This window comes from Streptosporangium sp. NPDC053982 (genome assembly GCF_055585205.1).
This window is the reverse complement of record NZ_JBVJKQ010000002.1, coordinates 429,163-455,254: the sequence shown is the minus strand read 5'-3', so window position 1 is coordinate 455,254 and position 26,092 is coordinate 429,163. Positions and strand designations below refer to the sequence as shown.

The window sequence follows — 26,092 nt, the reverse complement described above, 5'->3', positions numbered from 1 at the left end:
CCCGTTCATCGCGTTCCGCGGGGCCGTCACGACCGGGACGGCCCCGCGCGCCGGGCGGCCCCGCGCGCCGGGCGGCTCAGCGCAGGCGGACGGCTCAGCGCAGGCGGACGGCTCAGCGGGACAGGGCGGCTCAGCGGGACAGGTGACTCGGCGGGCCGGATGACTCAGCGCCGCGTCCAGATCCAGGCCTCGCTGTCCTCGTCGTAGTCCGGGTTGCCGCCGACCGCGACCATCAGGTCGCCGTCCGGGGACCGCGCGAGGTCGTTCACGACGGGGCCCGGCTGGGTGCCGGGCGTCCTTCCGTACGTCCAGACCGCGCCGTCGAAGTGGAGGATCGTCCTTTCCCCGTCGTCCTCGTTCCCGTCCCCGATGCCCCGGCTCTCGCCTCCGGCCCAGATCCCGCCGCGCCCGTCGGACTCCAGGGCGGTGAGGCGCGTGTCCTCCGGGAGCGGTCCGGCCGTGCTCCACCGGCTCCCGTCCCAGCGCAGCAGGAGCTGATGCCTCTCGCTGTCGGACACCTCGGCCGTGCCCAGCGCCCACGCCTCGTCCGGTGACACCGCGAGCACGCGGTCCAGGACCGTGCCCCGCGCGCCCGGCACGGGCGGCGCCGGCACGGGATCCCACCGCTCCCCCGCCCAGTGCATGATCATGGCCTGGCCGCCCGTCCGGCCCACGGCCCACGCGTCGCGGGGCGACGGCGCGCCGAGATCGTTCACCTCCGCGCCGGGCGGCAGCGGGAGCTCCGACCAGGCCGAGCCGTCCCACCGGCCGAGGAACGGGCGTGCGGGGTCGCCCCGGGTCGTGCCGGCCACCCACACGTCGCGCGGTCCCGCGACGGCCGCGGCCCGCAACCAGAGCCCGCCGGCCCCGGCCGTGCCGTTCGTGCCCGCCGTACCGTTCGTGCCCGCCGTACCGTTCGTGCCCGCCGTACCGCCCGGGCCGTTCGTACCGGGGCCGGCCGTACCGTCTGTGCCGTCTGTGCCGTCTGTGCCGGCCGTACCGTTCGCACCGGGGCGGGCCGTACCGTCGGTGCGGGCCAGGCCGCCCCGGGGGGCCCACCCGGCGCCCGTCCAGCGCCAGGCGCGCGCGTCGTCGGCGAACACCCACAGGTCGTCGCGGGACGACGCCGCCAGCAACCGGAAGCGGACCTCCTCCGACGCCCTGACGGGCGGGGCCACCTCGCGCCAGGCACGGCCGTCCCAGCGGGTGATCAGGGTGTCGCCCTCGTCCACCCCGCCGACCGCCCAGGCGTCGTCGGCGGCGAACGCCACCGTGCTCGTCATCGACCCGCCCCGCTCGCTCACCGGGGTCTGGGCCCACGGGGGCGCGGAAGGGTCGGGCGACGGCGACGCGACCTCGGTCCACGGGGCCGCCGTCACGCCGGGCGAGCCCCGGCCCGAGCCGGTCGCGCCGGGCGTCTCCCCGGCCGAGGGCCGCCGGTCGGCCGAACCGCACGCCGCCAGCAGCACGACCAACGTCACGATCGTCACCAACCGTCCGGACATGGCCAGATCGTACGCGCCGCCACCCGGCCGCGGCAGCCCCGGCCGTCCTCCCGCTCCCCGATCGGCACCTACCCGCCCGTTTCCCGCGGCTAAGCCGTTTCCGGCCCGGCGCCTGCCCACTCGCCCACCGCGACGGAGCCGTTCGTCATCGCGGCCGGCCGTACGGGACCGGTCCGGACGCGGGGCGGCCACGTGGAGCACCCTCCCGAAGGGCGGTCCCAGGCGGAGCCTGTCCGGACGCGGGGCGGCCGGCTCAGCCCTGGACCGTCGGACGGATGACGATCTCACCGATCTCCACGTCACGCGGCTGCTCGACGGCGAAGGCCACGGCGCGGGCGACGGCTTCCGGCGCGATGGCGTACCGGTCCATGTTGCGGCGGATCTCCTCGCGGATCCCGGGGTCGTCGATGGAGCCGGCGAGTTCCGTGCGCACGTAGCCCGGGGAGACCGCCGTCGTCCGCAGCACGCCGTCGGTCGACTCCTGCCGCAGCCCTTCCAGGAGGGTGCGCACGGCGTTCTTGGTCGCGGCGTAGACCGCCATCGTGGGCGTGATCTTCAACCCGGCCGTCGACACCGTGGTCACGAGGTGGCCCTGCCCCTGCTCGCGGAACACCGGCAGCGCGGCGGCGATGCCGTGCAGCACGCCGCGCAGGTTGACGTCGATCATCGCCGACCAGCCGGCCACGTCCAGGTCGGCCACGGGACCGATCCTGCTGATTCCGGCATTGCCCACCAGCACGTCGAGCCGTCCGAACTCCGCCACGGCCAGGCCGACGAGCCGTTCGAGGTCCTCGCGGGCGGTGACGTCGACGGCGAGGGTGACGGCGCGCCCGCCACGGGCGCGGATCTCCCGGGCGATCGCGTCGAGCCGGTCCGTCCGCCGCGCGCCGAGCACGACGGCGGCGCCCCGCTCGGCGAGCAGGCGCGCGGTGGCCTCGCCGATCCCGCTGCTCGCCCCGGTGATGGCCACGACCCTGCCCCTGATGGCTGACATGGGATTTCCTCCGCAATAAAATGGACACGTGTCCGCTTGGATGCCCCCACCGTAACGGACACGTGTCCGCTTAGCCAATCCGTCCTGCGGAGGACCGATGAACGCACCCCGTCGCCGAGCCGACGCCACCGAGAACCGCGCGCGGATCCTCCAGGCCGCACGAGAGGTCGTCGCGAACGCGGACGAGGTGAGGCTCAACGAGATCGCCAAGCGGGCGGGCGTCGGCCAGGGAACCCTCTACCGCCACTTCCCGACCCGGGAGGCCCTGCTCGCCGAGGTCTACCGCAAGGACGTTGACGACCTCGTGGCCGCCGCGCCGGAACTGCTCGCCGCGCACCCGCCGCTTCCCGCCCTGGCCGGCTGGCTGGACCGGGTGGCCGAGTACGCGAAGGTCAAGCGCGAGGTGTTCGCGGCCGTCGAGGTGGGGGTGTGGCAGGACCTGTCCGCGCACAGCCTCGGCCCGATCGGCGAGGCCCTGACCACGCTCCTCGACGCGGGCAAGGCGGAGGGCGTCGTCCGCCCCGACGTGGGCGCCCGTGACGTCATCCTGCTCATCGGCTGCCTGACCCGCCTGGAACCCGCGGAGTGGGACACCCGCGCCCACCGACTCCTGGGCGTCGTCCTCGACGGCCTGCGCCGTCACGCCTGAGCGGGCCCACGGCCGGACGCCTCCCGCACCCGGCGGAACCGCTCCCGCACCCGGCGGCGGCGCCGCTCCCGCCGACCACGGCGAAGCCGCTCCCGTACGGCGCGTGCCGCGGACGGGTGAAAGTTGTCGGTCGATGCCGGTAGCGTGCGGCCATGGCTAAGAAGGTCGGCTATCGCTGTGGTGAGTGCGGTTGGCAGACCGCCAAGTGGGTGGGTCGCTGCGGTGAGTGCCAGGCCTGGGGCACCGTCGAGGAGGAGAACGCGCGTGCCGGCGTGCACGTGGCCTCCGCCGGTGCGGTGTCGTCCCCGGCCGTCCCGATCGGGCAGGTCAAGGCCGAGGTGGCGCACGCCCGCGGCACCGGCGTCTCCGAGCTCGACCGGGTGCTCGGCGGCGGCGTGGTGCCCGGCGCGGTGATCCTGCTGGCCGGGGAGCCCGGCATCGGCAAGTCCACGCTCCTGCTCGACGCCGCGGCGAAGATGGCCAGGCAGCAGACCGTGCTGTACGTCACGGGAGAGGAGTCCGCCGCCCAGGTTCGGGTCCGGGCCGACCGGATCGGGGCGATCCAGGAGCACCTCTACCTCGCGGCCGAGACCGACCTGGGAGCGCTGGTCACGCACGTCGAGAAGGTCCGTCCCGACCTGCTCGTCGTCGACTCGGTGCAGACCATCGGCTCGGCTCAGGCCACCGGCGTCCCCGGCGGCGTCACCCAGGTCAGGGAGGTCGCGGGCAACCTCGTCCGGCTGGCCAAGGAGCGCGGCATGTCCACGGTCCTGGTCGGCCACGTCACCAAGGAGGGCTCGATCGCGGGCCCCCGCACGCTGGAGCACCTGGTCGACGTCGTGCTCCATTTCGAGGGCGACCGCCACTCCCGGCTCCGCATGGTCCGCGCGATCAAGAACCGCTACGGCCCCGTCGACGAGGTCGGCTGCTTCGACCTGCACGAGGACGGCATCGAGGGCATAGCCGACGCCAGCGGCCTGTTCGTCTCCCACCGCACCGACCCCGTGCCCGGCACCTGCGTCACCGTCACCCTGGAGGGCACCCGGCCGCTGCCCGCCGAGGTCCAGGCCCTCGTCGCCCGGACCGAGGCCCAGCAGCCGCGCCGCTCCACCTCCGGGCTCGACGCCTACCGCGTCACGATGGTGCTGGCCGTGCTGGAGCGGCGGCTCAACGCCAAGCTGGGCGGCTGCGACGTCTTCACCGCCACCGTGGGCGGCATCAAGCTCAACGACCCGGCGATCGACCTGTCGGTGATGCTCGCGGTGGCGAGCGCGGCCGGAGACAAGGCGCTGCCACCCGGGCTGGTCGTAATGGGAGAGGTGGGCCTGGCCGGGGAGCTGCGCCCGGTGCGCGACGTACGGCGCCGCCTGTCGGAGGCCGCCCGGCTGGGCTTCACCCGCGCCCTCGTCCCGGCCGGTTCCCTGGACAGCGGGCGGCGCAAGGGCGCGGACCGCTCCCTCGTCCCGGTCGGCGGCCGGGCCGCGGGCTTCGCGCCCGGCTTCGACGTCATCGAGGCGGAGAACGTCTGGGACGCCCTCACCCACGTCACCTGAGGCTCCCTCGCGGCCTCCACCTGAGGCTTCGGTGCGGGCCGGTGCCTGAGGCCCCCGGTGAGGACCCGCATCCCGGGTTCCGGAGAGGCTTCGTGGGTAAGCTGGGGCTGACGCGCAGACCACGGGGGTCAAGTGGCAACGACGTACAAAGGACTGGACGAGCGCCGCAGAGCCGTCCTGGCCGCCGTCGCACCGGGCACCGCCCTCCGCGACGGCCTGGAGCGCATCCTGCGCGGTCAGACGGGCGGCCTGATCGTGCTGGGCTACGACCGCACGGTCGAGGAGATCTGCAGTGGCGGCTTCGAGCTCGACGTCGAGTTCTCCGCGACGCGGCTGCGTGAGTTGGCCAAGATGGACGGCGCCATCGTGCTCAACTCCGGTGATCTGCGGATCGTCCGCGCGGCCGTGCACCTGATGCCCGACCCGTCCCTCCCGACCGACGAGTCCGGCACCCGGCACCGCACCGCCCAGCGGGTGGCCGTGCAGACGTCCCTGCCGGTGATCACCCTCAGCAAGTCCATGCGGATCATCGCCCTCTACCTCGACGGCGTCCGCTACGTGCTGGAGGAGTCCGCGGCGATCCTCTCCCGGGCCAACCAGGCCCTGGCCACGCTGGAGCGCTACAAGCACCGCCTGGACGAGGTCTCCGGCACGCTCTCGGCCCTGGAGATCGAGGACCTGGTGACGGTCCGCGACGTCGCGGTGGTCGCCCAGCGCCTGGAGATGGTCCGGCGCATCTCCGAGGAGATCGCCGGATACGTCGTCGAGCTCGGTACCGACGGCCGCCTGCTCTCCCTGCAGTTCGACGAGCTGGTGGCCGGCACCGAGACCGACCGCGAGCTGATCGTGCGCGACTACCTCCCCACGGGGGGCCGCCGGCGCGGGTTCGCCGAGGCCCTGCACGACCTCGACGAGCTCTCCTCCAGCGACCTGCTCGACCTCTCCGTCGTCGCGCGGGTCCTCGGCCACCCGGGCAGCGACGCCCTGGACGCCTCGGTGAGCCCCCGGGGCTACCGCCTGCTGGCCAAGGTCCCCCGGCTGCCGGGCACGGTCGTCGACCGCCTGGTCGACCAGTTCGGCAGCCTGCAGAAGCTCCTGGCCGCCAGCATCGGCGACCTCCAGGAGGTGGGCGGCGTCGGTGAGGCGCGGGCCCGTCACATCCGCGAGGGCCTCTCCCGCCTCGCCGAATCCTCCATCCTGGAGCGCTACGTCTGACGCCGTCCTGGAGCCGTCCTGGAGCCCTACGGCTGACGCTTCTCCGTCGCCCCAGGACACTTCTCCGTCACCTCAGGTGGAAGACCGTCCTGTCGCCCCTGAGGCCCGGGGTGCCGACCGCGGCGACGTACGTGCCCGGCCGGGCCGCGGCGCCCGCGGCCGCGCACTCCGTGTCCGACCGCCGACGGTCCCAGACGACCTCCCGGACGTACGGCACGCCCCGCTCCAGCCGGTGGAAGTCGTCGGTCCCGCCGCTGACGCAGTCGGCTGAGGACCACACCCGGTCGGCGCCGGAGGTGATCCGCACCTCCATCGCCCGCGGCCCGACGTCGGCCCGGCACGACGCCTCGCCGGTGTTGACGAGGGTGAGCAGGAACCTCGGCCGATCGCCCGGCCCGTAGATCTCCCCCGTCCCGCGCACGCTCAGCACGAGATCGGCCGGGGAGCAGGAGCCGCCGGGCCTCCCGTCCGCCGCGGCCGAGGACGACGGCGACGCGTACGGAGACGGAGACGGTGATGGTGGGGACGGTGTTCCCGGGGAGGAGGTGACCGTCACGGTCGGCAGCGCGGCCGACACCGCGTCCGGACCGGCCGGCCGGTCGGCCGCGCCTTCCTTCCGTGGGCGCTCCGGCTTGCTCGACGAGCAGGCCCAGGCCACGACGGCGACCACCACGAGCACGCCGATGAGCGCGACCACCCGGCGCCGCCAGTAGACGTCCGCCCCTATTCCGCTACGGAAAGTGTCCGGGTCCATGCGTACAGTATGGGGACCCCCGATGGAGCGGCAGGGGCGACCCGCCGCTGTCCCGCGTTTCACGTCGCCGGGAATCAGGAAGGCGACCCCGGGAGGCAGGGAGGCGGTGGCGGGAGGCAGGGAGGCGGCCGTGGGAAGCGGACAGGCTGCCACCAGGTAGCCGGAGGTGGACAGGCGGTGACGGGAGGCAGGGAGGCGGTGGCGGGAGGCAGGGAGGCGGTGGCGGGAGGCAGGCAGAGGGCCGCGGGAGACAGGCACGCGGACGCAGGCACGCGGACGTGGGAAGCGGGCAAGGGGCCGCGGGGGTGAGCGGGGGTCGTCGTCCCGCACTATCGTCGAGGCGTGCCCGAGTCGAACCCTCTCCTGGACCCCGTGCTCGGCTGGTACGCCGACCACGCCCGCGATCTTCCCTGGCGGGCCCCCGGGGCCTCCCCCTGGTCGATCCTGGTCAGCGAGATCATGCTGCAGCAGACGCCCGTGGTCCGGGTGCTGCCCGTCTGGACCGAGTGGATGGAGCGCTGGCCCACGCCCGCCGCGCTCGCCAAGGAGTCCGCGGGCGAGGCCGTACGCCACTGGGGGCGCCTCGGCTACCCGCGCCGCGCCCTCAACCTGCACGCCTGCGCGCGGGCGATCACCGATCGGCACGGCGGGGAGGTGCCGTCGGACCACGCCACCCTGCTGGCGCTGCCGGGCGTCGGCGAGTACACCGCGGCCGCGGTGGCCAGCTTCGCCTTCGGGGGCCGCCACGCGGTCCTGGACACCAACGTCAGGCGGGTCCTGGCGCGGGCCGTGCGTGGTGAGGAGTATCCGCCGAAGGCGACCACGCCGCCCGAGCGCAGGCTCGCCGAGTCGCTGCTGCCCGGCCCGGACGAGGCGCCCGTCTGGGCGGTCGCCGTCATGGAGCTGGGCGCGCTGGTCTGCACGGCCCGAGCCCCGCGCTGCGCCGACTGCCCGGTCAGCGCGCTGTGCGCCTGGCGTCTGGCGGGCAAGCCGCCCTACGACGGGCCCGCCCGCCGGGGGCAGTCCTACGCGGGCACCGACCGCCAGTGCCGGGGACGACTGCTGGCGGTCCTGCGCCAGGCCCACGGCCCGGTCCCCAAGACCGCCCTGGACGCGGTCTGGGAGAACGACACGCAGCGGGAGCGCGCCTTGGACGGCCTCGTCGCCGACGGCCTGGCCGAGGTCCTGGACGACGGCACCTACCGCCTGCCCGGCTGAACCGCCGACCGGCCGGAGCCGGTCGGCGACGCCGGCCGAGCTGACCGGGCAGGCGGAGACGGTGGGGCCGGTGGAGCCGGTGGAGCCGACCTGTGTGGAACGGCCGGCGCGGGAGGCGCCGGGACCGGGAGACCCGCCGGGTCCGATGGGGTTCGGACGGATTCGGACGGGAGCCCGGCGGGATCCGGACGGGACGGCTTCCCGGACGGCCCTCAGGCGGCCAGGCGCAGGCCGAGCGCGGTGAGGTTGGTGCGAGCCCAGTCGAGCTCGTCGGCGAGCGCGGTGACCAGCGCGCCGGGACCCTTGGCGCGGACCGGAACGGCCAGGTCGTGGGTCTCGACCTCGATGTGGGCGGTGCCGTTCACCGCGCCGGAGAGCATCGCGGTGAGGGTGTCCTCCAGGACCGGGCGGGTGCTCGGAAGCTCCCGGCAGGCGTCGCTCACGTGGTTGTGGACGTGACCGAGCTTCACCACCGGAGCGCCGGCGGCGGCCAGGCCGCGCAGCGCCATGCCCGGCTCCTCGGAGCCACCGGCGAGGTGGCAGGCGTCCAGGCAGACGCCGAGGTGCTCGGAGTCGATGTCGCAGACCCGGTCGAGGGCCTGCTTGGTGGTCTCCAGCACGCACCCGGGCCACGGCTCGAAGCCGACCCTGATCGTCTTGCCGGTGACGCTGTACAGGCCGCGCAGCTCACGCGAGAGGCGCTCCAGGCGGCGGGTGGCGATCGCGTGCAGGTCGGACGGCCAGTCGCGGCGCCAGCCGATGGGGATGGTGGAGATGCTGCCGAAGCGGACGTCCTCCGGGAGCAAGAAGGCCAGGATCTTGGCCAGCGCCATCGTGTAACGGTAGCGCTCGGGCTTGGCCCAGTCGGGACCGGGGGCCTCATGGTTGCGCCCGCCGGTGCCGTTGAGGCCGACGACCTCCAGGCCGCGCTCCTCCAGCGAGCGGCGCAGCCGTACCAGTTCGATCCGGTCGGCGATGAGATGGTCGGCCACCGCCGGCGACAGCCAGAGGCCGACGCCCATCCGGTCGACGCCCAGGCGCTTGCGCACCGGGACCGCGTACCGGGTCAGGTGGGCGATGAGGTTCTCCAGGTCCTCAGCGGGATGCACGCCCGCGTTGTAGGACAGGTGAACGAGTGTCCCGTCCTCGTGCCGCAAACGCATCCGATGCCTCCAAGGCGTGCTCTGTACGGCGATCCCGGACGCCCGCGTGGAAACCCGGGCCACGGGCCGGCGGGTCCTTTGCCGCCGAGGGTTCGACCGGATCCGCCGAGCTTCCCGCCTGGGCACCGGTCCCCGCGTCATCCCCGGAGCCGATTCGTCGGTACGCCGGCGGGGTGACGTCGGGACCGGTCTCGCCGTGACCACCGAACCGGGTCACGCCGGTGAGCCGGCCGAATCACTCTACAGAGTGTAGTACTACCTACGGTGGTGGCACACCTTCTTCGGAAACAAATGAGCGGACCCCGCCGTGAGACTGCTCACGGGGGGTCCGCTCAGAGTCGTGCCATCACGCCGCGCTGTCACGCCGCGTCGTCGCACCACCGCCGGATCGGCGCCGGGCCGACGCCGATCCGGACCGGATCAGTGCTGGATCGGCTCCGCGATCGCGGCCGCCGAGTCGGGGACCCGGTCGGCCGGCGCGGCCTCGCCGGCGAAGACGAACTTGGCGGCGTCACCCTCACCCTCGATCGAGATCTTGACGATCTGACCGGGACGGAGCTCGCCGTACAGGATCTTCTCTGACAGCGTGTCCTCCAGCTCGCGCTGGATCGTCCGGCGCAGCGGCCGGGCGCCCATCACCGGGTCGTAACCGCGTTCGGCCAGCAGCTGCTTGGCCTCCGGCGAGACCTCCAGGCCCATGTCGCGGTCCTTCAGACGCTCGGCGACCTGCGCCAGCATCAGGTCCACGATGCTGATGATCTCCTTCGGCGTGAGCTGGTGGAAGACCACGATGTCGTCGACGCGGTTGAGGAACTCGGGCCGGAAGTTCTGCTTGAGCTCCTCCTGCACCTTCGCCTTCATCCGGTCGTAGTTCGACTCGGCGTCGTTGGACTTCGCGAAGCCCACCCCGATGCCCTTGGAGATGTCCCGGGTGCCGAGGTTGGTCGTCATGATGATGACGGTGTTCTTGAAGTCCACCACGCGGCCCTGGGCGTCGGTCAGGCGACCGTCCTCCAGGATCTGCAGCAGCGAGTTGAAGATGTCCGGGTGGGCCTTCTCGATCTCGTCGAAGAGGACCACGGAGAACGGCTTGCGCCGCACCTTCTCGGTGAGCTGGCCGCCCTCCTCGTATCCGACGTAGCCGGGAGGCGAGCCGAACAGCCGGGAGACGGTGTGCTTCTCCATGAACTCGGACATGTCCAGCATGATCAGCGCGTCCTCGTCCCCGAACAGGAACTCGGCCAGCGTCTTGGACAGCTCGGTCTTACCGACGCCGGACGGGCCGGCGAAGATGAACGAGCCACCCGGGCGGCGCGGGTCCTTCAGACCGGCGCGGGTACGGCGGATCGAGCGGGACAGACCCTTGATGGCGTCGTCCTGGCCGATGATCCGCTTGTGCAGCTCGTCCTCCATGCGGAGCAGCCGCTGGGACTCCTCCTCGGTGAGCTTGAAGACCGGGATGCCGGTGGCGGTCGCCAGCACCTCGGCGATGAGCTCCTCGGTGACCTCGGCGACGACGTCCATGTCGCCGGCCTTCCACTCCTTCTCCCGGCGCTCGCGCTTGAGCTGGAGCTGCTTCTCCTGGTCGCGCAGCGCGGCGGCCTTCTCGAAGTCCTGCGCGTCGATCGCGGACTCCTTGTCGCGCCGCACGTTGGCGATCTTCTCGTCGTACTCGCGCAGGTCCGGCGGCGCGGTCATACGGCGGATGCGCATGCGCGAGCCGGCCTCGTCGATCAGGTCGATCGCCTTGTCGGGCAGGAACCGGTCGCTGATGTAGCGGTCGGCGAGCTGCGCGGCGGCGACGAGTGCGCCGTCGGTGATCGAGACCCGGTGGTGGGCCTCGTAACGGTCGCGCAGGCCCTTGAGGATCTCGATCGTGTGGCTGAGGCTGGGCTCGGCCACCTGGATCGGCTGGAAGCGGCGCTCCAGCGCGGCGTCCTTCTCCAGGTGCTTGCGGTACTCGTCGAGGGTGGTGGCGCCGATGGTCTGCAGTTCGCCGCGGGCCAGCATCGGCTTGAGGATGCTGGCGGCGTCGATCGCGCCCTCCGCGGCGCCCGCGCCCACGAGCGTGTGCAGCTCGTCGATGAACAGGATGATGTCGCCGCGGGTGCGGATCTCCTTGAGCACCTTCTTGAGGCGCTCCTCGAAGTCACCGCGGTAGCGGGAGCCCGCCACCAGCGCGCCGAGGTCCAGGGTGTAGAGCTGCTTGTCCTTGAGCGTCTCGGGAACCTCGCCCTTGACGATCTTCTGGGACAGGCCCTCGACGACGGCGGTCTTGCCGACGCCGGGCTCACCCACCAGGACCGGGTTGTTCTTGGTCCTCCGGGAGAGGACCTGCATGACCCGCTCGATCTCCTTGTCGCGGCCGATGACCGGGTCGAGCTTGCCCTCGCGGGCGGCCTGCGTCAGGTTGCGGCCGAACTGGTCCAGGACGAGGGAGGTCGACGGCGCCGACTCCTGCGGGCCGCCCGCGGCGGCCGGCTCCTTGCCCTGGTAACCGTGGAGCAACTGGATGACCTGCTGCCGGACGCGGTTGAGGTCCGCCCCCAGCTTCACCAGCACCTGGGCGGCGACGCCTTCGCCCTCACGGATGAGGCCGAGCAGGATGTGCTCTGTGCCGATGTAGTTGTGACCCAGCTGCAAGGCCTCACGGAGCGACAGCTCAAGGACCTTCTTGGCGCGCGGGGTGAAGGGAATGTGCCCCGAAGGCGCGGACTGTCCCTGGCCGATGATCTCCTCGACCTGCTGACGCACACCTTCGAGGCTGATGCCGAGGCTCTCCAGAGCCTTGGCGGCAACGCCTTCACCTTCATGGATCAAGCCAAGAAGGATGTGCTCCGTACCGATGTAGTTGTGGTTGAGCATCCGGGCCTCTTCTTGGGCCAGGACGACAACCCGCCGTGCGCGGTCGGTGAACCTCTCGAACATCTCGTCGCTCCTCACAGAGCGGTCAGGCAGGTCCGGGATATCCGGGCCCTGTCATCCCGCATGGTAGCCCTGCCCAGACGACCGCTCTATGAACGAGACGTTCCCCGGGAGCAGGGCGTTCACCCTCCATCCAACTACTTAACGGGGGTGAGATGTTCCCGCTACGCCGCAAGCGAACGCCGTTTATAGACGATCAAACGCGTCATGCGGTCATGGCCGCCACCGGACCCCACCGTGGCCGCCATAACCGCATGATTCAACGATCCCGCGAGCAGTCGCGCGACTCCCGCTAGTGAGCCGCTTCGTACTGCTCGACGATCTTGGAGGCGATACGGCCGCGCTCGCTGACATTAAGGCCGTGCGACTTCGCCCAGGCCCGGATGTCGGCACTCTTCTCCCGCGTGAGGGCCCTGCTGCCGCCCGCGCGGCGGCGACGCGGAGCCGCACCGGAACGGCGGGCGCCCTGCACGAAAGGCGACAGGGAGTCGCGGAGCTTCTTCGCGTTTACTTCACTGAGATCAATCTCGTAGCTCGTGCCGTCAATCGCGAAGGCGACCGTCTCATTGGCCTCGCCCCCATCGAGGTCGTCGATGAGAATCTCCTGGATCTGCTTGGCCATCTACGCAATCCTTTCGCGGAGTATTGTTTCATTCGCTAGCCAAACATATACCCGCCATCGGGGGGCGGCAATTCCGGGACCCCGGCGATTCTCCCGGGAACCCGACCGGAACCGGACGGCGGGCGATCATCCGTCCTGGGGGCCGGGGACGTCCTCCCGTTTTGCCGGGCGCCGACCGGCGGCTTCACTGCGAAGAAGCTTGACCACTCCGTAGATGAAGGCCCCGCCGACGACCACCGGGGGTATCAACGCGGACAATACGTCGTTCATTCGTCCTCGCTCCGCACCGTGGGTGACTTTTGGGGACCGTGGAATTCCGGGGGCGGCGTGCCCGCCCGCGGGCCGGGAAGCCGCTCGGGCCATGGGCGTCCGCCCAGGCACGACCTTAGCGTCACCGGCGGGCGGCACGGGCCCCCGGGACCGCCCGTCTCCACCTTAATGCTTCTCTCCAGCCGTCTTACCGGTTGCCGTCTGTAAAGCCCCTGGGAAAAAACCGACAGGGCGATCATCTGATGATCACTCTGCCGAAAAACCAATGTCAACTGCGGCCACTTGACAGCCGCCCCCTCCCGGCAGCCCCGGAAACCCCCTGCTCACAAGGGTTTTTCGGCCGCAACAGAAAAGATCTTGCTGAAGCTCCGGATCATCATCGCCGGGTCGGCGGCGGTAATGTCAAGAGGACGGGAACGCTCGGGTGGAGCCCCGTCGGACCTCGCCCTCTTCGGCGGGCGGCGGGTTCCGCGGCACGCCTTCGGCCCGCGGAACAAGACGGATCTTCGTCGCTTTCTTCCCAAGCCTACGGCCCTCAGGCGCAAGGAACATAGTCGTAGCCCTTATAACCACCAAACCACCGGGCAGGCGGTGTACCGGCTAACCCGGGCCGGATCCGCGAGAACGCCTTCCCGGGCATGCAGGGAAGGCGAACCCGCATTCCCCGCCGCTCCGGGAGAAGACGCGGGAAGTCGCCGGAGGCCACGGTGCGGCCCGCCCGCCGGACGCCATTCGCCGGATGTCACGGAAGTTGCCCGGGTAACTGTCACCCCATTGACGTCCTATAGGCACCCGGAGTGACGGCACAGCCGATCCGCGGGGTTTGTCGTGACCCGGAAGCACCCCTGGAAGGCTCCATAACGCCCTCTCCGGGGATCCCGCCCGAGAAGTGGCCGGAAGAAGGCCATAACGCCCTCGAGGGCGCGTACGGGTTCATGGCCCGCCGCAGTCGTCTCCGAACGCCGTTACCGTCCCTTCCGGGGGTACCGCTACCCCTCTCGTTTCCCTCCACACACGAAAAAACGGGGCCGGCGGTTCAACCCGCCGGCCCCGTTTTTGGGGAAGTTCCGGAACTACTTGGTCTTCACGACCGTCGTCGCGGCCGCCTTGTCGTGCAGGCACTGGCGCAGCGGCTTGTCCCACAGCTGCCAGAGCACGTTCACCAGAGAGAAGATCCCGATGATGTAACCCACGACGGGGATGCCGCGCAGCATGCTCGGACCCCACAGGACGCCCGCCCGGCTCATGGCCTTGTTCGAGGGGAGCCCGCGGGACTGGGGCGCCCCGCCGATCGGGACGACCCGGATGCCCATGACCATCTTGCCGACGGTCTGCCCCGTCGCCTTCAGCATCAGGAACTCGTAGACGAAATAGATCAGCCCGCCGACGAGACCGATGAGGAAGGTCGCGAGGAACAACCCGCTGCCGAGGCTGTACTCCCCGGTCTCCATGTTGAAGGACGGCTGGGTGACCAGGATCCCGGTCAGCACGAGCGTGACGATGAACGTGGGGATCGCCAGGATCACACCGTCGACGATGCGGGCGACCAGGCGCTGCCACCACTCGGCGAGCGGGGCCGACACGCCCGGCGCGTGGCCGCCGTCGCCCCACTGCGGGGTGTAGCCCTGCTGGCCGTAGCCCTGCGGCTGAGCGCCGTAACCGGGCTGCTGGCCGTACTGGGCGCCGCCGTAGCCGGGCTGGCCGTACGCCTGCTGCTGGTCGTAGGAGGGCTGCTGGCCGTAGCCCGGCTGCGCGCCCTGCTGGCCGTAGGCGCCCTGGTCGTACGACGGCTGCTGCCCGTAGGCGCCCTGGTCGTAGGAGGGCTGCTGGCCGTAACCGGGCTGCGCGCCCTGCTGGCCGTACCCCGGCTGCGCGGCCTGCTGGCCGTAACCGGGCTGGGCGGCCTGCTGGCCGTAGCCCTGCTGCTGGTCGTAGGAGGGCTGCTGGCCGTAACCCGGCTGCGCCCCCTGCTGGCCGTAGGCGCCCTGGTCGTAGGACGGCTGCTGCCCGTACCCCGGCTGCGTCCCCTGCTGGCCGTAGCCCGGCTGGGAGTTCTGCTGGCCGTAGGCGCCCTGGTCGTAGGACGGCTGCTGCCCGTAGCCGGGCTGCGCGGCCTGCTGGCCGTAACCGGGCTGGGCGGCCTGCTGACCGTAGCCCTGCTGCTGGTCGTAGGAGGGCTGCTGGCCGTAACCCGGCTGCGCCCCCTGCTGGCCGTAGGCGCCCTGGTCGTACGACGGCTGCTGCCCGTACCCCGGCTGCGCGCCCTGCTGGCCGTAACCGCCGGGCTGGCCGTAACCGGGCTGGTTCTGCCCGGGTCCGGTGCCGTCCGTCCGGTACCCCACCACCGTCGCGTCGGGGTCGAGACCCCCGGGGCCCTGACCCGTGTCGTGCGAGCCGTATCCGGAGTGTCCCGACGGGGTGCGATCGCGGTCGGGATCATCCTGCGGATACGGCGGCTGTCCGTTGGTCACCGCGTCACCTCACTTCGACTACGCATGCGGCGCATTCGAGACTCACATGCACGTTGAAGCACAAGGTATCGAGATAGTCGTCCGAGAGTCACCTTTTGTCACAGTCACAACTGCGGTCATCACGCTTGACCAGGGGCGGTAGATGAAGCAGCATCCGCGTGTTCCCCAGGGTGTTCGGCTTCACGTGCTCCAGGTCGAGGAACTCGGCGACGCCCTCGTCGTAGGAGGCGAGCAACTCGGCGTAGACCTCGGGCGAGACGGGCGTGCCCTGGATCCGCCGGAAGCCGTGGCGCGCGAAGAAGTCGACCTCGAAGGTGAGGCAGAAGACCCTGCGCAGGCCGAGTTCGCCGGCCGTGCGGATCAACGCCGAGACGATCATGTGGCCGATGCCCTGGCCCCGGCACGCCGGATCGACGGCGACGGTGCGGATCTCGGCGAGGTCCTCCCACAGGACGTGCAGCGCCCCGCACCCCATGACGGCCCCGTCCCGCTCGGCCACCCAGAACTCCTGGACGTCCTCGTACAGGGTGACCGTGGCCTTCTCCAGCAGTCGCGGCCCGGCGCCGCCGTAGGTGTCGACCAGCCGCCGGATCGCCCGCACGTCCGGCGTGCGGGCGCGCCGGACCGTGACCTCGCCCGTGGCCCCGGCCGTGACCCCGCTCGCCGACCCGGCCGTCGCCCCGGTCCCGTCCGTCAGGGCGTCCGCCGGGGAGGGTTCCGCAACCTGCTCCATGACCGATCAGCGTACGTCCTCGGCGCACCCCCATTACGGCCCAGCCGTAACTTCGGTCACAACGGCACCGCCCGGCTCCCGGTGTCACCCCCGTCGCGCCCGGCCGGAAACCCCGGTGACGGCGGCCGTTCGCCCTCGGCATGGACCGGGGCCTGCGGCTACATGGGTGGTATGCCGCTCATAGCGACATGGATCCAGGTTGACAGGCATGAGGATCATGAAAGTATGTGATCTGCCTGTGACTTTCCGGTTGTGAAAGCTCTACCGACTTTGTGGTTCTGGTTGAGCATGAACCTCCAATTGCACTAATGTCCGTGCTCGATGTCAGCTTCCCCGAAAAGCTGACCCGCCGAATCCCCGGACCCGGGGAGCCGGGGACCCACCCTCCACGCGTCCCCAGGGGTGAATCCGAGCCGTCACCGGCGTGCTCGGTAGGGCTGCCTCCGGCCCGAACCCGTCAGCTAACCCGGCAGGCGGCCGAGAGAGGAGCCCGTTGGTGAAGCGCACGCCGCGCCGTGGCAGTGGACGTCCAGCCGGACCCGTCCCGATGCGGGAGCGCGCCTCCCGTCGCCTTTCCGGCCGGACGGCCTCCATCGGGCTCGCGTTCACCCTCCTCGCGGTCGGCGCTCCCATGACGTCCGCCGGTGCGGACCCGAAACCGGACCTCCGGCAGCTCGCCAAGCAGGTCGAGAAGCTCCACGTCGAGGTCGAGACGCTCGCCGAGCAGTACAACGGCGCACGGGTGAAGCTCAAGCAGGCGCAGCGCGCCGCCGAGGTGGCCAAGAAGAACCTGTCCACCAGCGAGACGGAGCTGGAGTCCCGGCGCACCAAGGCGACCCTCCTCGCGCAGAGCACCTACATGTCGGGGGGCCTGGGCTCCACGCTCGCCTTCACCCAGTCGAGCGACCCCGACACCTTCCTCGACCAGGCCGCCACCAGCTACGCCCTCCAGCAGCGGCAGAGCGAGGAGGTCGCCCAGGTCGCCCAGGCGCTCAAGGTCGCCGAGCAGGCTCGGGCCAGCGCCAGCGCCCGGTCCACCGAGGTCAAGAAGCTGCTGGGCGAGCTCGGCGACAAGCGTTCCAAGATCGAACGCCTGGTCGGCAAACTGGAGGGCAACCTCTACCGGGAGGTCCGCGACCGCGCCCAGAGCATGCAGGGCCGGGCGACCAGGCTCACCGTTCCGGTCGTGGGCCAGGGCAAGGCGGCCGAGGCGGTGCGCTGGGCGCTCACCCAGCAGCTCAAGCCGTACGTCTGGGGCGCCGAGGGACCCAACTCCTTCGACTGCTCGGGGCTGGTCCTGTGGGCCTACCAGAAGGTCGGCATCAGCCTGCCCCACTACACCGGTGACCAGTGGACCGCCGGCACCCACGTCTCCCGCGACCAGCTGCGCCCCGGCGACCTGGTCTTCTTCTACAGCGACCTGCATCACGTCGGGATCTACCTCGGCGCCGGCCTGATGATCCACGCCCCGCAGACCGGTGACGTGGTCCGCATCGCCCCCATGGGCAACCGGCCCTTCGCCGGGGGCGTGCGCGTCGCCGACTGAATCCGGCCGGCGTACGGCCGGGCCGGACGGGCATGGGCACGGGCACGCGATCAGCCGGATGCACGGCCTGACCCGACGGGCGTATGACCGGCCGGGTGCACGAACCGGCCGGGCCGGACGGACACGGACACGGACACACGATCAGCAGGGTGCACGGCCTGACCGGGCGGGCCACGACCGGTCGGCCGGTGCACGGCGGACCGGCCGGGTGTACGGCGTCAGATCAGGCGGCGGCGGGCGGCCCAGGCCACCGCCTCGATCGCGGTGGCCACGCCGATGCGGTCACAGATCCCGCGCAGCCTGCGCCGGACCGTCCGGCCGCTGATGTCGAGGCGGCGGCCCACCCTGTCGACGGTGACGCCCTTGGCCAGCTCGGCCAGGAGCACGAGGTCCTCCTCGCTGAGATCGATATCCTCAGTGCCCGGAAGACTTTCGCCGCGGCGGGAATCCACTTCCGGATATGCCATCTAGCAACTCCCCCCGAAACGGGACTCAGGCGTGAGCACGCTGGAATCGATGTCGCCCGTCAGGAACGGTAAACGCCCCGTTCAAAGGTCGTCAAGCTCTGCTCTTCATAGAGATGGCCCACACTATTGACAGAGTGGGCGTTACATGAAGTACTCATGATATGTCGGGCCCATTGTGATTAAGTGGCGGCCGAGCCGGAGGGCGCGCCGCCGGACCGCCGTCGCGCCCGGGGCCCGCGCCAGGCGTGTCCGCGATCTGTCCGCAGCCTGCCCGCGGCATGAGCCGAGGTCATCGCCATGATGCACCCCGGAGCCGCACCACGGGGCCAAGCCGTGGACCATTCCGTGGACCACCGCGGGTCCTCCGCCGGGACGAGCCGCACGGCCGGCGCCCGCCGCATTTCCCGCAGAAAACGATCGGTCCGGCAGGCGTCGCGCATCCCGTCGACCACGGCCCCCGGCCGCGCCCCTGACGGCGCCGAGAAAATCATCATGCAATGGGCGTCGGATGAAACCGGCTTTCCGGCATTCCGCGGGGAGCTGATCGCCGGCCGCCCGGATCATCGGGGAAATGGCGTCTCCGCTCAGCGGGAGGAACGGAACGAGCCCGCGGTCCACGGGGACCGAGGGCTCGTCAGGCGAGGCCGGAGGGCCTGGCGGACCGGGCCCGCGGGGCGGGCCCGGTGACGCTCAGCCGGTGGGCTTCACCAGCGGGAACAGAATGGTCTCGCGGATGTTCTTGCCGGTGAAGGCCATGACGAGGCGGTCCACGCCGACCCCCACGCCGCCGGTGGGCGGCATGCCGTACTCCAGGGCGGTGAGGAAGTCCTCGTCGAGCTGCATGGCCTCGGGGTCGCCGCCCGCGGCGAGCAGCGACTGCTCGGTGAGGCGGCGGCGCTGCTCGATCGGGTCGCTCAGCTCCGAGTAGCCGGTGCCGAGCTCGGTGCCGAACCCGATGAGGTCCCACTTCTCGGTGAGCAACGGGTTGTCCCGGTGCGTCCGGGCCAGCGGTGAGGTCTCCAGCGGGTAGTCCATGACGAACGTCGGCTGGATGAGCGTGTGCTCGACCAGCTCCTCGAAGAGCTCCTGGACGAGCTTGCCCTGGCCCCACTTGGGGTCCCAGCGGATGTCGCGCGCGTCGGCGAGCTTGCGCACGTGCTCCAGCGGAGTCTCGGTCGTCACCTCCTCGCCCAGCGCCTCCGAGACCGATCCATAGACGGTGACGCGCGGCCACTCGGGCAGGCCCAGGTCGATCTCCTGCCCCTCGTGGACCACCACGGAGTGGCCGAGCGCGGCCACGACCGCGTTCTGGATCATCCGCTGGGTCAGGTCGGCGATGCCGTTGTAGTCGAGATAGGTGCCGTAGGCCTCCATCATCGTGAATTCGGGGTTGTGGGTGGCGTCCGCGCCCTCGTTGCGGAAGTTGCGGTTGATCTCGAAGACCTTCTCGATGCCGCCCACCACGAGCCGCTTGAGGTAGAGCTCGATCGCGATGCGGAGGTAGAGCTCCATGTCATAGGCGTTGATGTGCGTCCTGAACGGCCGGGCCGAAGCGCCGCCGTGGATGCGCTGCAGCATCGGCGTCTCGACCTCGAGGTAGCCCTCGCCGTGCCAGAAGTCGCGGATCGCCCGCACGACGGCGCTGCGGACGTAGGCCATCCTCCGCGCCTCGTCGTTGACGACGAGGTCGAGGTAGCGCTGACGGACCCGGGCCTCCGGGTCGGTCAGGCCGACGTGCTTCTCCGGCAGCGGGCGCAGGCACTTGGAGGTGATCGCCCAGCGGTCGGCGAGGATGGACAGCTCGCCCCGGCGGGAGGTGATGACCTCGCCCTCGATGCCGACGTGGTCGCCGAGGTCGACGTCGCGCTTCCACGCGGCCAGGGACTCCTCGCCGACCCTGTCCAGGGAGATCATGACCTGGAGATCGGCCGAGCCGTCGCGGATGGTGGCGAAGCAGAGCTTGCCACCGGTCCGGGACAGCATGACGCGGCCGGTGACGCCCACTTTGTCGCCGGTCGCGGTGTCAGCGGCGAGATCGGCGTATTTCTCGCGGATCTCGGCGTTGGTCGCGGTGCGCGGGAAGGTCACCGGGTAGGGGTCGACACCCTCGGCACGGAGGCGATCGAGCTTCTCCCGGCGCACGCGCATCTGCTCGGGCAGATCGTCGGCCGGGTTCGTCAGGTCAGCGGTCACAGAGCCAAGGGTACCGATGTCCGGCTACGGAACGTTTCTGTTATAGATCAGCCTGAGCCCGATCAAAGTGAGCCACGGCTCGTGGACGTCGATCGAGCGGGCCTCCCCCACCACGAGCTGCGCCGCGCTGCCGGTGGCGACGACCGTGACGTCGTCGGGGTCGTCGGCCAGCTCTGCCGCCATCCGCTCGACGATCCCGTCCACCTGGCCGGCGAAGCCGTAGATGATGCCGGCCTGGAGCGCCTCGACGGTGTTCTTGGCGATCACCGAACGCGGCCGGACCAGCTCCACCTTGTGCAGCTGCGCGCCGGCCGCCGCCAGGGCGTCCACCGAGATCTCGATGCCGGGCGCGGTGACCGCGCCGACGTACTCGCCCTTGGCGGAGACGGCGTCGAAGGAGGTCGCGGTGCCGAAGTCGACGATCACGCAGGGCCCGCCGTACAGGTTGATGGCGGCGAGCGCGTTGACGATGCGGTCGCTGCCGACCTCCTTGGGGTTGTCCATCCGGACCGGCACGCCGGTGCGGACGCCGGGCTCGACGATCACGGCGTTGACGTCGCCGTAGTAACGGCGGCACATCTCCCGCATCTCGTTGAGCACCGACGGCACCGTGGAGCAGATGACGATGCCATTGACGTCGGTGCCCTTGAGCAGCGGTGACTGGCCGAGCAGGCCCTGCAGCACCACGGCTATCTCGTCGGCCGTGCGCCGGGCGTCGGTGGCGATGCGCCAGTGCTCGATGACCTCCTCGCCCTCGAACAGGCCGAGAACGGTGTGGGTGTTGCCGACGTCGATGGCGAGCAGCATCAGTATCAGTTCCCTCGAAGGTCCATGGCGATGTCCAGCGCGGGCGCCGAGTGGGTGAGCGCGCCCACGGCGAGATAGTCGACGCCGGTCGCGGCCACCTCACGCGCCGAATCCAAGGTCAGCCCTCCGCTGGACTCCAGTCGTGCCCTGCCGCCCACCAGCCGTACGGCCCGCGCCAGGTCTTCCACGCTGAAATTGTCCAACAGGATCTCCTCGGCTCCTTCCGCGAGCACCGGCTCGATCTGGTCGATCCGGTCGACCTCGACCTCGATCGGCAGCCCGGGGTACGCGTCGCGGACGGCCCGGAACGCCTCCGCCACCCCGCCGGCGGCCACGACGTGATTGTCCTTGATCAGGGCGGCGTCCGAAAGCGACATGCGGTGGTTGACCCCGCCGCCGCAGCGGACGGCGTACTTCTCAAGGGCCCGCAGGCCGGGCAGCGTCTTGCGGCTGTCCCTGATCCGCGCGCCGGTGCCCGCCACGGCCTCGGTCCAGCGGCCGGTGAGGGTCGCGACGCCGGACAGGTGGGTGAGCAGGTTGAGGGCGGTCCGCTCGGCGGTCAGCAGGTCGCGGGTGGCGCCGGTGACCGTCATCAGGACGTCGCCGCGGGAGACCCGCTCGCCGTCCTTGACGCGGCGCTCGACCACGACGCCGTCCCCGCCGACGCGGGAGAAGACGGCCTCGGCGAGGGCCAGCCCGCAGACCACCCCGTCCGCGCGGGCCACCACGTCGGCGGTGTCGGTACGGCCGGCGGGGATGGTGGCGGCGCTGGTGACGTCGCCGGCCTCCTGGAGGTCCTCCCGCAGCGCGGCCTCCACGACCGCCTCCACCCCGGCGGGGTCGAGGCCCGCCTCGGCGAGTTCGGCCGCCGCCCGCGGCGGCAGCCCGGTCGTGCGCCGCTCGTGGGGCACGTACGTCATCGTGATTCCCTCCGATGTCAGGGTCAGGTCCAGGTGGCCCAGCCACCAGGCATCATTCCGGTCGGGGAAGTCCTCGCGCCAGTGCGAGCCGCGGGTCTCCTCCCGGTTGCGGGCCGCCGCGACCAGTGCCGACGCGACGGTCAGCAGGTTCGTGGCCTCCCACGACTCGGTGCACGGCTCGACCGCCACCGGGGTCCACCGCGCGCCCAGCAGGGCCTTGGCGACCTCGGCCAGCGACTCCTCGCCGCGCAGCACGCCCGCGCCCCGGCTCATGTGCGCCTGGATCCGGGGGCGGGTCCGGGGGTCGGCGAGGCCGGCCGGCCGCCCGTCGGGCACGGGCACGGGCGGGGGGACGGAGTCGCCGGGCGCCGGCCGTACGGCGTAGATGTCGGCGGCGATCCGCTCGGCGAAGACCAGCCCTTCGAGAAGCGAGTTGGAGGCCAGCCGGTTGGCGCCGTGCACGCCGGTGCAGGCCACCTCGCCGCAGGCGTACAGGCCCGGCACGCCGGTACGACCGCGCAGGTCGACGCGGACGCCGCCGCTGGCGTAGTGGGCGGCGGGCGCGACCGGGATGGGCTGCGTCACCGGGTCGATGCCGTGCTCCAGGCAGACCGCGTGGATCGTCGGGAAGCGGGTGCGCCACTTGTGCTCGCCGAAGTGGCGGGCGTCGAGGTACATGTGAGCGGCGCCGGTCTCGCGCATCCGCCGCATGATCGCCTTGGCCACGACGTCGCGGGGGGCGAGGTCGGCCAGCTCGTGGACCCCCCGCATGAAGCGGGTGCCGTCGGCGTCGACGAGCACCGCGCCCTCGCCGCGGACCGCCTCGGAGATCAGCGGCTGCTGGCCGGTGGCGTCCTCTCCCAGCCAGAGCACGGTCGGGTGGAACTGGACGAACTCCAGGTCGCGCACGACGGCTCCGGCCCGCAGCGCGAGGGCCACGCCGTCGCCGGTGGAGACGACGGGGTTGGTGGTCGCGGCGTAGACCTGGCCCATGCCGCCGGTGGCCAGCACCACGGCGCGGGCCCGGACCGCGCCCACGCCGTCGCGTTCGCCCTCGCCCATGACGTGGAGCGTCACCCCGGCGGTCCGGCCCTCGGCGTCCTTGAGCAGGTCGAGCACGAGGGCGTGCTCGATGACCTCGATCGCCGACTCCCGGATCGCCTGTACCAGGGCCCGTTGCACCTCGGCTCCGGTGGCGTCGCCGCCCGCGTGGACGATGCGGTCGCGCCGGTGGCCGCCCTCGCGGGTGAGCTGGAGCTCGCCCGCGGCGTCGGTGTCGAACCGCGCCCCGGTGGCGATCAGCCGGCGCAGGGCGTCCGGGCCCTCGGTGACCATGGCCCGCACCGCCTCGGTGTCGCAGAGGCCGACCCCGGCGAGGAGGGTGTCGGACAGGTGCTCCTCCGGGGTGTCGGCGGGGTCGAGCACGGCGGCGATCCCGCCCTGCGCCCAGCGGGTGGATCCCGACGACAGCACGTCCTTGGTGACGACCAGGACCCGGGCGGCGGGTTCGAGGGCCGCGTACCGCAGGGCCAGGGTCAGGCCCGCGACGCCGGAGCCCACCACGACCACGTCGGCCTCGACCGTCCAGCCGGGCGGGGGCGCGGTCAGCCTCTGGGGGATGGCCGGGATCGTCATTGCCGCCTCCTTGTGGGATGGGTAGAGGCACCTGATTTCGTCAATGTGACGATAACGCCTGCCGGATGACGCTTCTTCCCCGGGGTGCCTCCAGGCCGCCCCGGACCCTGGCCCACAGAAGGTCTTTCATGGGATGATCAGATGATCTTTTTTCATCGAGGCCGCCTCGGAGAGTCCGGGCGCGGTCCGTCGTCCTGGAGGTCCGACATGCACCAGCCCGTCACCGTCGTGACCGGGGGCAGTCGCGGCATCGGCGCCGCGATCTGCGCCCGTCTCGCCGCCGACGGCCACGACGTCGTCGTGGGCTACCGCTCCGACACCGACGCCGCGGAGGCCGTCGCCGGGACCGTCCGCGCGGCCGGCCGCCGCTGCCTCACCGTCCCGGCCGACACCGCCGACGAGACCTCCGTGGAACGCCTCTTCGACGCCGCCGCCGAGCTCGGCCCGGTCACCGGGCTGGTCAACAACGCCGGGATCAGCGGCGGCAACGGCCGCCTCGCGGACGCCGACGCCGACGGCATGCGCCGCGCGCTGGAGGTCAACGTGCTCGGCTACCTGCTGTGCGCCCGCCGTGCCGTACGGGACATGGCGCGGACCGGCGGCGGGGCGATCGTGAACATCTCCTCGGCCGCGGCCACCCTCGGCAGCCCCGGCCAGTACGTCCACTACGCCGCCACCAAGGCCGCCGTGGACGCCATGACCGTCGGCCTGGCCAAGGAGGTCGCCGCCGACGGCATCCGGGTCAACTGCGTGGCCCCCGGCATCATCTGGACGGAGTTCCACGCCGACCCGCAGCGCCCGGCGAAGCTCGCCGGAACCATCCCCATGGGCCGCGCGGGGAGGCCGGAGGAGATCACCGGAGCCGTCTCCTGGCTGCTCTCGGCCGACGCCTCCTACACGACGGGGGCGGTCCTGCGGGTGGCGGGAGGCATGTAGGCCCCCCACCGGGCCCCTGAGGGGCACGCCGCCGGGGACGCGGAGGGACACCGGGGGCACGGAAACCGCCCGATTGCCGAACCATGACGTTCCCGCCGGACAGTACATAGGCGTGGAAACAGATATGCATGCCCGGGTGCGCGCCGGTGACGCCGACGCGTTCGGGCAGCTCTTCGACCAGTGCGCCGGATCGGTGTACAGCCACGCCTTCCGCCTGACCGGCGACTGGTCGGCCGCCGAGGACATCGTCTCGCTGACCTTCCTGGAGGCGTGGCGGCTGCGGGCCAGGGTCGACGCCGTCGGCGGCTCGCTGCGCCCCTGGCTGCTGGGCATCGCCACGAACGTCGCGCGCAACACCACCCGCGCCGCCCGCCGGTACCGGGCCGCCCTCGCCAGACTCCCCCCGGGCACGGCGGAGCCGGACATCGCCGACGAGGTAGCGGGCCGCCTGGACGACCGGCGATCCCTGGACGAGATACGGGCCGCCCTGACCGGGCTGCGCCGTTCCGAGCGGGAGGTCCTCGCCCTGTGCGTGGGGGCCGGCCTGGGCTACGCCGAGGCCGCGCGGGCACTCGGCCTGCCGGTGGGCACCGTGCGCTCCCGGCTGTCCCGGGCCCGCAGGAAGCTCGCCGCCCTCACCGGTACGGCGAAGCCCCCGGAACCGCGCGCCGGCCGCGGACAGACAGATGGTGACCGCGGAACCGCGGTCCGGTCCGTCCGGGAGAACACCGCATGACCCCCTTCCCACGTCCGAAGGCGGGGGTCCCCGCCCTTTTCGAGGAGAGCCGATGAACGCCGATCCCGGCCCCTGGGCGAACGCCGAACGTGCGCTTCCGGCGGACCGCCATCAAAAGATCAAGGAGTTCCTGATGCAGGAGATCCAGCAGGACCCGCGGCCCGTTCCGGCCCGGCGTCTCCCGTTCCGCCGCCCGGTCCTCGCCCTCGCCGCCGCCGTGGCCGCCGCCGCGGCGGTCGCCGTACCGCTGGTGGTCGGCGGGGCCCCGGCCTACGCGGTGGACAGGACCCCGGACGGCTCGATCCGGGTGCAGATCAAGGAGTTCAGGGACGCCAAGAAGCTGGAGGCCGACCTGAAGGACCTCGGACTCAACGCGGTCGTGGACTATGTGCCGCCGGGCAAGCGGTGCGAGGGGACGCGCGGCGACTTCCTGCCGAGAAGCGAGGCCGATGACCTCCTGACCCTGGACGGTGAGCAGGCCGGGACCGTCGACACCCTCGACGAGACCGCCGTACTGCTCCACCCGTCCGTCCTCAAGCCCGGCCAGACGGCGATGCTGCAGTTCGCCGAGATGCGGGGCAACCCCCACGGCGTCGTCATGGCGTCCCTGGCCCGGATCACGAACGGGACCGTGGCGCCGTGCGTCCTCGTCGACTCCCCGACCCCCGGGTTCGACGAGTACCGCTGACCGGCCGGCCGCCGGTGCGGCCCGCAGGGCCGTGCCGGCGGGTCCGCCCGGCGGGATCCACGCGCCGCCGTAGCCGACATGGACGGATTTTT

General features: G+C 71.7%; 20 protein-coding genes and 1 riboswitch. Of the genes, 8 read left to right on the top strand and 12 right to left on the bottom strand.

From position 1 onward, the window contains the following. Positions 1–164 precede the first annotated feature (164 nt). Positions 165–1,505: a hypothetical protein gene (locus tag ACZ6W9_RS04860; protein WP_389961153.1), complete on the bottom strand. Its 1,341-nt coding sequence runs from the start codon at positions 1,503–1,505 to the stop codon at positions 165–167. Positions 1,506–1,758: 253 nt separating this feature from the next. Next, entirely contained in the window at positions 1,759–2,499 is a 741-nt protein-coding gene (locus ACZ6W9_RS04855) for an SDR family oxidoreductase (protein ID WP_389961155.1), read from the bottom strand. A gap of 97 nt (positions 2,500–2,596) precedes the next feature. Here ACZ6W9_RS04855 and ACZ6W9_RS04850 point away from each other — a divergent pair, with 97 nt between their 5' ends. From ACZ6W9_RS04850 to disA, 3 genes are all read left to right on the top strand, one after another. After that, positions 2,597–3,148 (top strand): TetR/AcrR family transcriptional regulator, encoded by a 552-nt coding sequence (locus ACZ6W9_RS04850; RefSeq protein ID WP_470116734.1) that lies wholly within the window; start codon positions 2,597–2,599, stop codon positions 3,146–3,148. Between the two features lie 152 nt (positions 3,149–3,300). Beyond that, a complete protein-coding gene (gene radA / locus ACZ6W9_RS04845; protein ID WP_389961159.1) occupies positions 3,301–4,701 on the top strand; it encodes a DNA repair protein RadA in 1,401 nt (466 codons plus the stop codon). 132 nt (positions 4,702–4,833) lie between these two features. Next, positions 4,834–5,916 (top strand): DNA integrity scanning diadenylate cyclase DisA, encoded by a 1,083-nt coding sequence (gene disA / locus ACZ6W9_RS04840; RefSeq protein ID WP_362933559.1) that lies wholly within the window; start codon positions 4,834–4,836, stop codon positions 5,914–5,916. Between the two features lie 67 nt (positions 5,917–5,983). On the opposite strand, the gene ACZ6W9_RS04835 is transcribed toward disA, so the two are convergent. After that, complete coding sequence (locus tag ACZ6W9_RS04835; RefSeq protein WP_470116733.1) at positions 5,984–6,670, bottom strand: hypothetical protein; 687 nt, start codon at positions 6,668–6,670, stop codon at positions 5,984–5,986. 342 nt (positions 6,671–7,012) lie between these two features. Between ACZ6W9_RS04835 and ACZ6W9_RS04830 the strand changes: the two genes are divergently transcribed. Beyond that, complete coding sequence (locus ACZ6W9_RS04830) at positions 7,013–7,888, top strand: HhH-GPD family protein (RefSeq protein WP_389961164.1); 876 nt, start codon at positions 7,013–7,015, stop codon at positions 7,886–7,888. 212 nt (positions 7,889–8,100) lie between these two features. On the opposite strand, the gene ACZ6W9_RS04825 is transcribed toward ACZ6W9_RS04830, so the two are convergent. The 5 genes from ACZ6W9_RS04825 to ACZ6W9_RS04805 form a co-directional block, all read right to left on the bottom strand. Further along, on the bottom strand, positions 8,101–9,051 hold the full coding sequence (locus ACZ6W9_RS04825; protein ID WP_389961166.1) for a TIM barrel protein: 951 nt from the start codon (positions 9,049–9,051) through the stop codon (positions 8,101–8,103). 420 nt (positions 9,052–9,471) lie between these two features. Further along, positions 9,472–11,979, bottom strand: a complete 2,508-nt coding sequence (locus ACZ6W9_RS04820) for an ATP-dependent Clp protease ATP-binding subunit (protein ID WP_389961168.1) — start codon at positions 11,977–11,979, stop codon at positions 9,472–9,474. A 289-nt stretch (positions 11,980–12,268) separates the two neighbouring features. Next, positions 12,269–12,598 carry a histone-like nucleoid-structuring protein Lsr2 gene (locus ACZ6W9_RS04815; protein ID WP_362933544.1) on the bottom strand — a complete coding sequence of 110 codons (330 nt, stop codon included), beginning with the start codon at positions 12,596–12,598 and terminating at the stop codon, positions 12,269–12,271. A 1,343-nt stretch (positions 12,599–13,941) separates the two neighbouring features. Then, positions 13,942–15,339, bottom strand: a complete 1,398-nt coding sequence (locus tag ACZ6W9_RS04810) for an RDD family protein (RefSeq protein ID WP_389961170.1) — start codon at positions 15,337–15,339, stop codon at positions 13,942–13,944. 88 nt (positions 15,340–15,427) lie between these two features. Continuing rightward, positions 15,428–16,072, bottom strand: a complete 645-nt coding sequence (locus tag ACZ6W9_RS04805; protein WP_389961172.1) for an amino-acid N-acetyltransferase — start codon at positions 16,070–16,072, stop codon at positions 15,428–15,430. A 337-nt stretch (positions 16,073–16,409) separates the two neighbouring features. Then, positions 16,410–16,563: riboswitch (cyclic di-AMP (ydaO/yuaA leader) on the top strand. A 5-nt stretch (positions 16,564–16,568) separates the two neighbouring features. Between ACZ6W9_RS04805 and ACZ6W9_RS04800 the strand changes: the two genes are divergently transcribed. Then, complete coding sequence (locus tag ACZ6W9_RS04800) at positions 16,569–17,618, top strand: C40 family peptidase (RefSeq protein WP_389961174.1); 1,050 nt, start codon at positions 16,569–16,571, stop codon at positions 17,616–17,618. A gap of 218 nt (positions 17,619–17,836) precedes the next feature. Here ACZ6W9_RS04800 and ACZ6W9_RS04795 read toward each other — a convergent pair whose 3' ends face one another. From ACZ6W9_RS04795 to ACZ6W9_RS04780, 4 genes are all read right to left on the bottom strand, one after another. Then, complete coding sequence (locus tag ACZ6W9_RS04795; RefSeq protein ID WP_362799447.1) at positions 17,837–18,004, bottom strand: helix-turn-helix domain-containing protein; 168 nt, start codon at positions 18,002–18,004, stop codon at positions 17,837–17,839. A 771-nt stretch (positions 18,005–18,775) separates the two neighbouring features. Further along, entirely contained in the window at positions 18,776–20,278 is a 1,503-nt protein-coding gene (gene lysX / locus ACZ6W9_RS04790) for a bifunctional lysylphosphatidylglycerol synthetase/lysine--tRNA ligase LysX (RefSeq protein WP_470116732.1), read from the bottom strand. Positions 20,279–20,302: 24 nt separating this feature from the next. Further along, positions 20,303–21,085, bottom strand: a complete 783-nt coding sequence (locus tag ACZ6W9_RS04785) for a type III pantothenate kinase (protein ID WP_362933530.1) — start codon at positions 21,083–21,085, stop codon at positions 20,303–20,305. 5 nt (positions 21,086–21,090) lie between these two features. Further along, a complete protein-coding gene (locus tag ACZ6W9_RS04780; RefSeq protein ID WP_470116731.1) occupies positions 21,091–23,640 on the bottom strand; it encodes an L-aspartate oxidase in 2,550 nt (849 codons plus the stop codon). 207 nt (positions 23,641–23,847) lie between these two features. On the opposite strand from ACZ6W9_RS04780, the gene ACZ6W9_RS04775 reads away from it, so the two are divergent. The 3 genes from ACZ6W9_RS04775 to ACZ6W9_RS04765 all read left to right on the top strand — a co-directional run bounded on the left by ACZ6W9_RS04775 (position 23,848) and on the right by ACZ6W9_RS04765 (position 26,000). Beyond that, positions 23,848–24,576 (top strand): SDR family NAD(P)-dependent oxidoreductase, encoded by a 729-nt coding sequence (locus tag ACZ6W9_RS04775; RefSeq protein WP_389961181.1) that lies wholly within the window; start codon positions 23,848–23,850, stop codon positions 24,574–24,576. A 112-nt stretch (positions 24,577–24,688) separates the two neighbouring features. After that, positions 24,689–25,312, top strand: coding sequence for an RNA polymerase sigma factor (locus ACZ6W9_RS04770; protein ID WP_470116730.1), 624 nt, complete (start codon positions 24,689–24,691; stop codon positions 25,310–25,312). 52 nt (positions 25,313–25,364) lie between these two features. Beyond that, positions 25,365–26,000 (top strand): hypothetical protein, encoded by a 636-nt coding sequence (locus ACZ6W9_RS04765; RefSeq protein ID WP_389961185.1) that lies wholly within the window; start codon positions 25,365–25,367, stop codon positions 25,998–26,000. The last annotated feature ends 92 nt before the right edge of the window (positions 26,001–26,092 follow it).

Bases quoted from the DNA above. Each gene is read 5' to 3' on its own strand.
- ACZ6W9_RS04860 (WP_389961153.1), bottom strand. From the start codon at position 1,505: ATGTCCGGACGGTTGGTGACGATCGTGACGTTGGTCGTGCTGCTGGCG.
- ACZ6W9_RS04855 (WP_389961155.1), bottom strand. From the start codon at position 2,499: ATGTCAGCCATCAGGGGCAGGGTCGTGGCCATCACCGGGGCGAGCAGC.
- ACZ6W9_RS04850 (WP_470116734.1), top strand. From the start codon at position 2,597: ATGAACGCACCCCGTCGCCGAGCCGACGCCACCGAGAACCGCGCGCGG.
- radA (WP_389961159.1), top strand. From the start codon at position 3,301: ATGGCTAAGAAGGTCGGCTATCGCTGTGGTGAGTGCGGTTGGCAGACC.
- ACZ6W9_RS04835 (WP_470116733.1), bottom strand. From the start codon at position 6,670: ATGGACCCGGACACTTTCCGTAGCGGAATAGGGGCGGACGTCTACTGG.
- ACZ6W9_RS04825 (WP_389961166.1), bottom strand. From the start codon at position 9,051: ATGCGTTTGCGGCACGAGGACGGGACACTCGTTCACCTGTCCTACAAC.
- ACZ6W9_RS04820 (WP_389961168.1), bottom strand. From the start codon at position 11,979: ATGTTCGAGAGGTTCACCGACCGCGCACGGCGGGTTGTCGTCCTGGCC.
- ACZ6W9_RS04815 (WP_362933544.1), bottom strand. From the start codon at position 12,598: ATGGCCAAGCAGATCCAGGAGATTCTCATCGACGACCTCGATGGGGGC.
- ACZ6W9_RS04805 (WP_389961172.1), bottom strand. From the start codon at position 16,072: ATGGAGCAGGTTGCGGAACCCTCCCCGGCGGACGCCCTGACGGACGGG.
- ACZ6W9_RS04785 (WP_362933530.1), bottom strand. From the start codon at position 21,085: ATGCTGCTCGCCATCGACGTCGGCAACACCCACACCGTTCTCGGCCTG.
- ACZ6W9_RS04780 (WP_470116731.1), bottom strand. From the start codon at position 23,640: ATGACGATCCCGGCCATCCCCCAGAGGCTGACCGCGCCCCCGCCCGGC.
- ACZ6W9_RS04775 (WP_389961181.1), top strand. From the start codon at position 23,848: ATGCACCAGCCCGTCACCGTCGTGACCGGGGGCAGTCGCGGCATCGGC.
- ACZ6W9_RS04765 (WP_389961185.1), top strand. From the start codon at position 25,365: ATGAACGCCGATCCCGGCCCCTGGGCGAACGCCGAACGTGCGCTTCCG.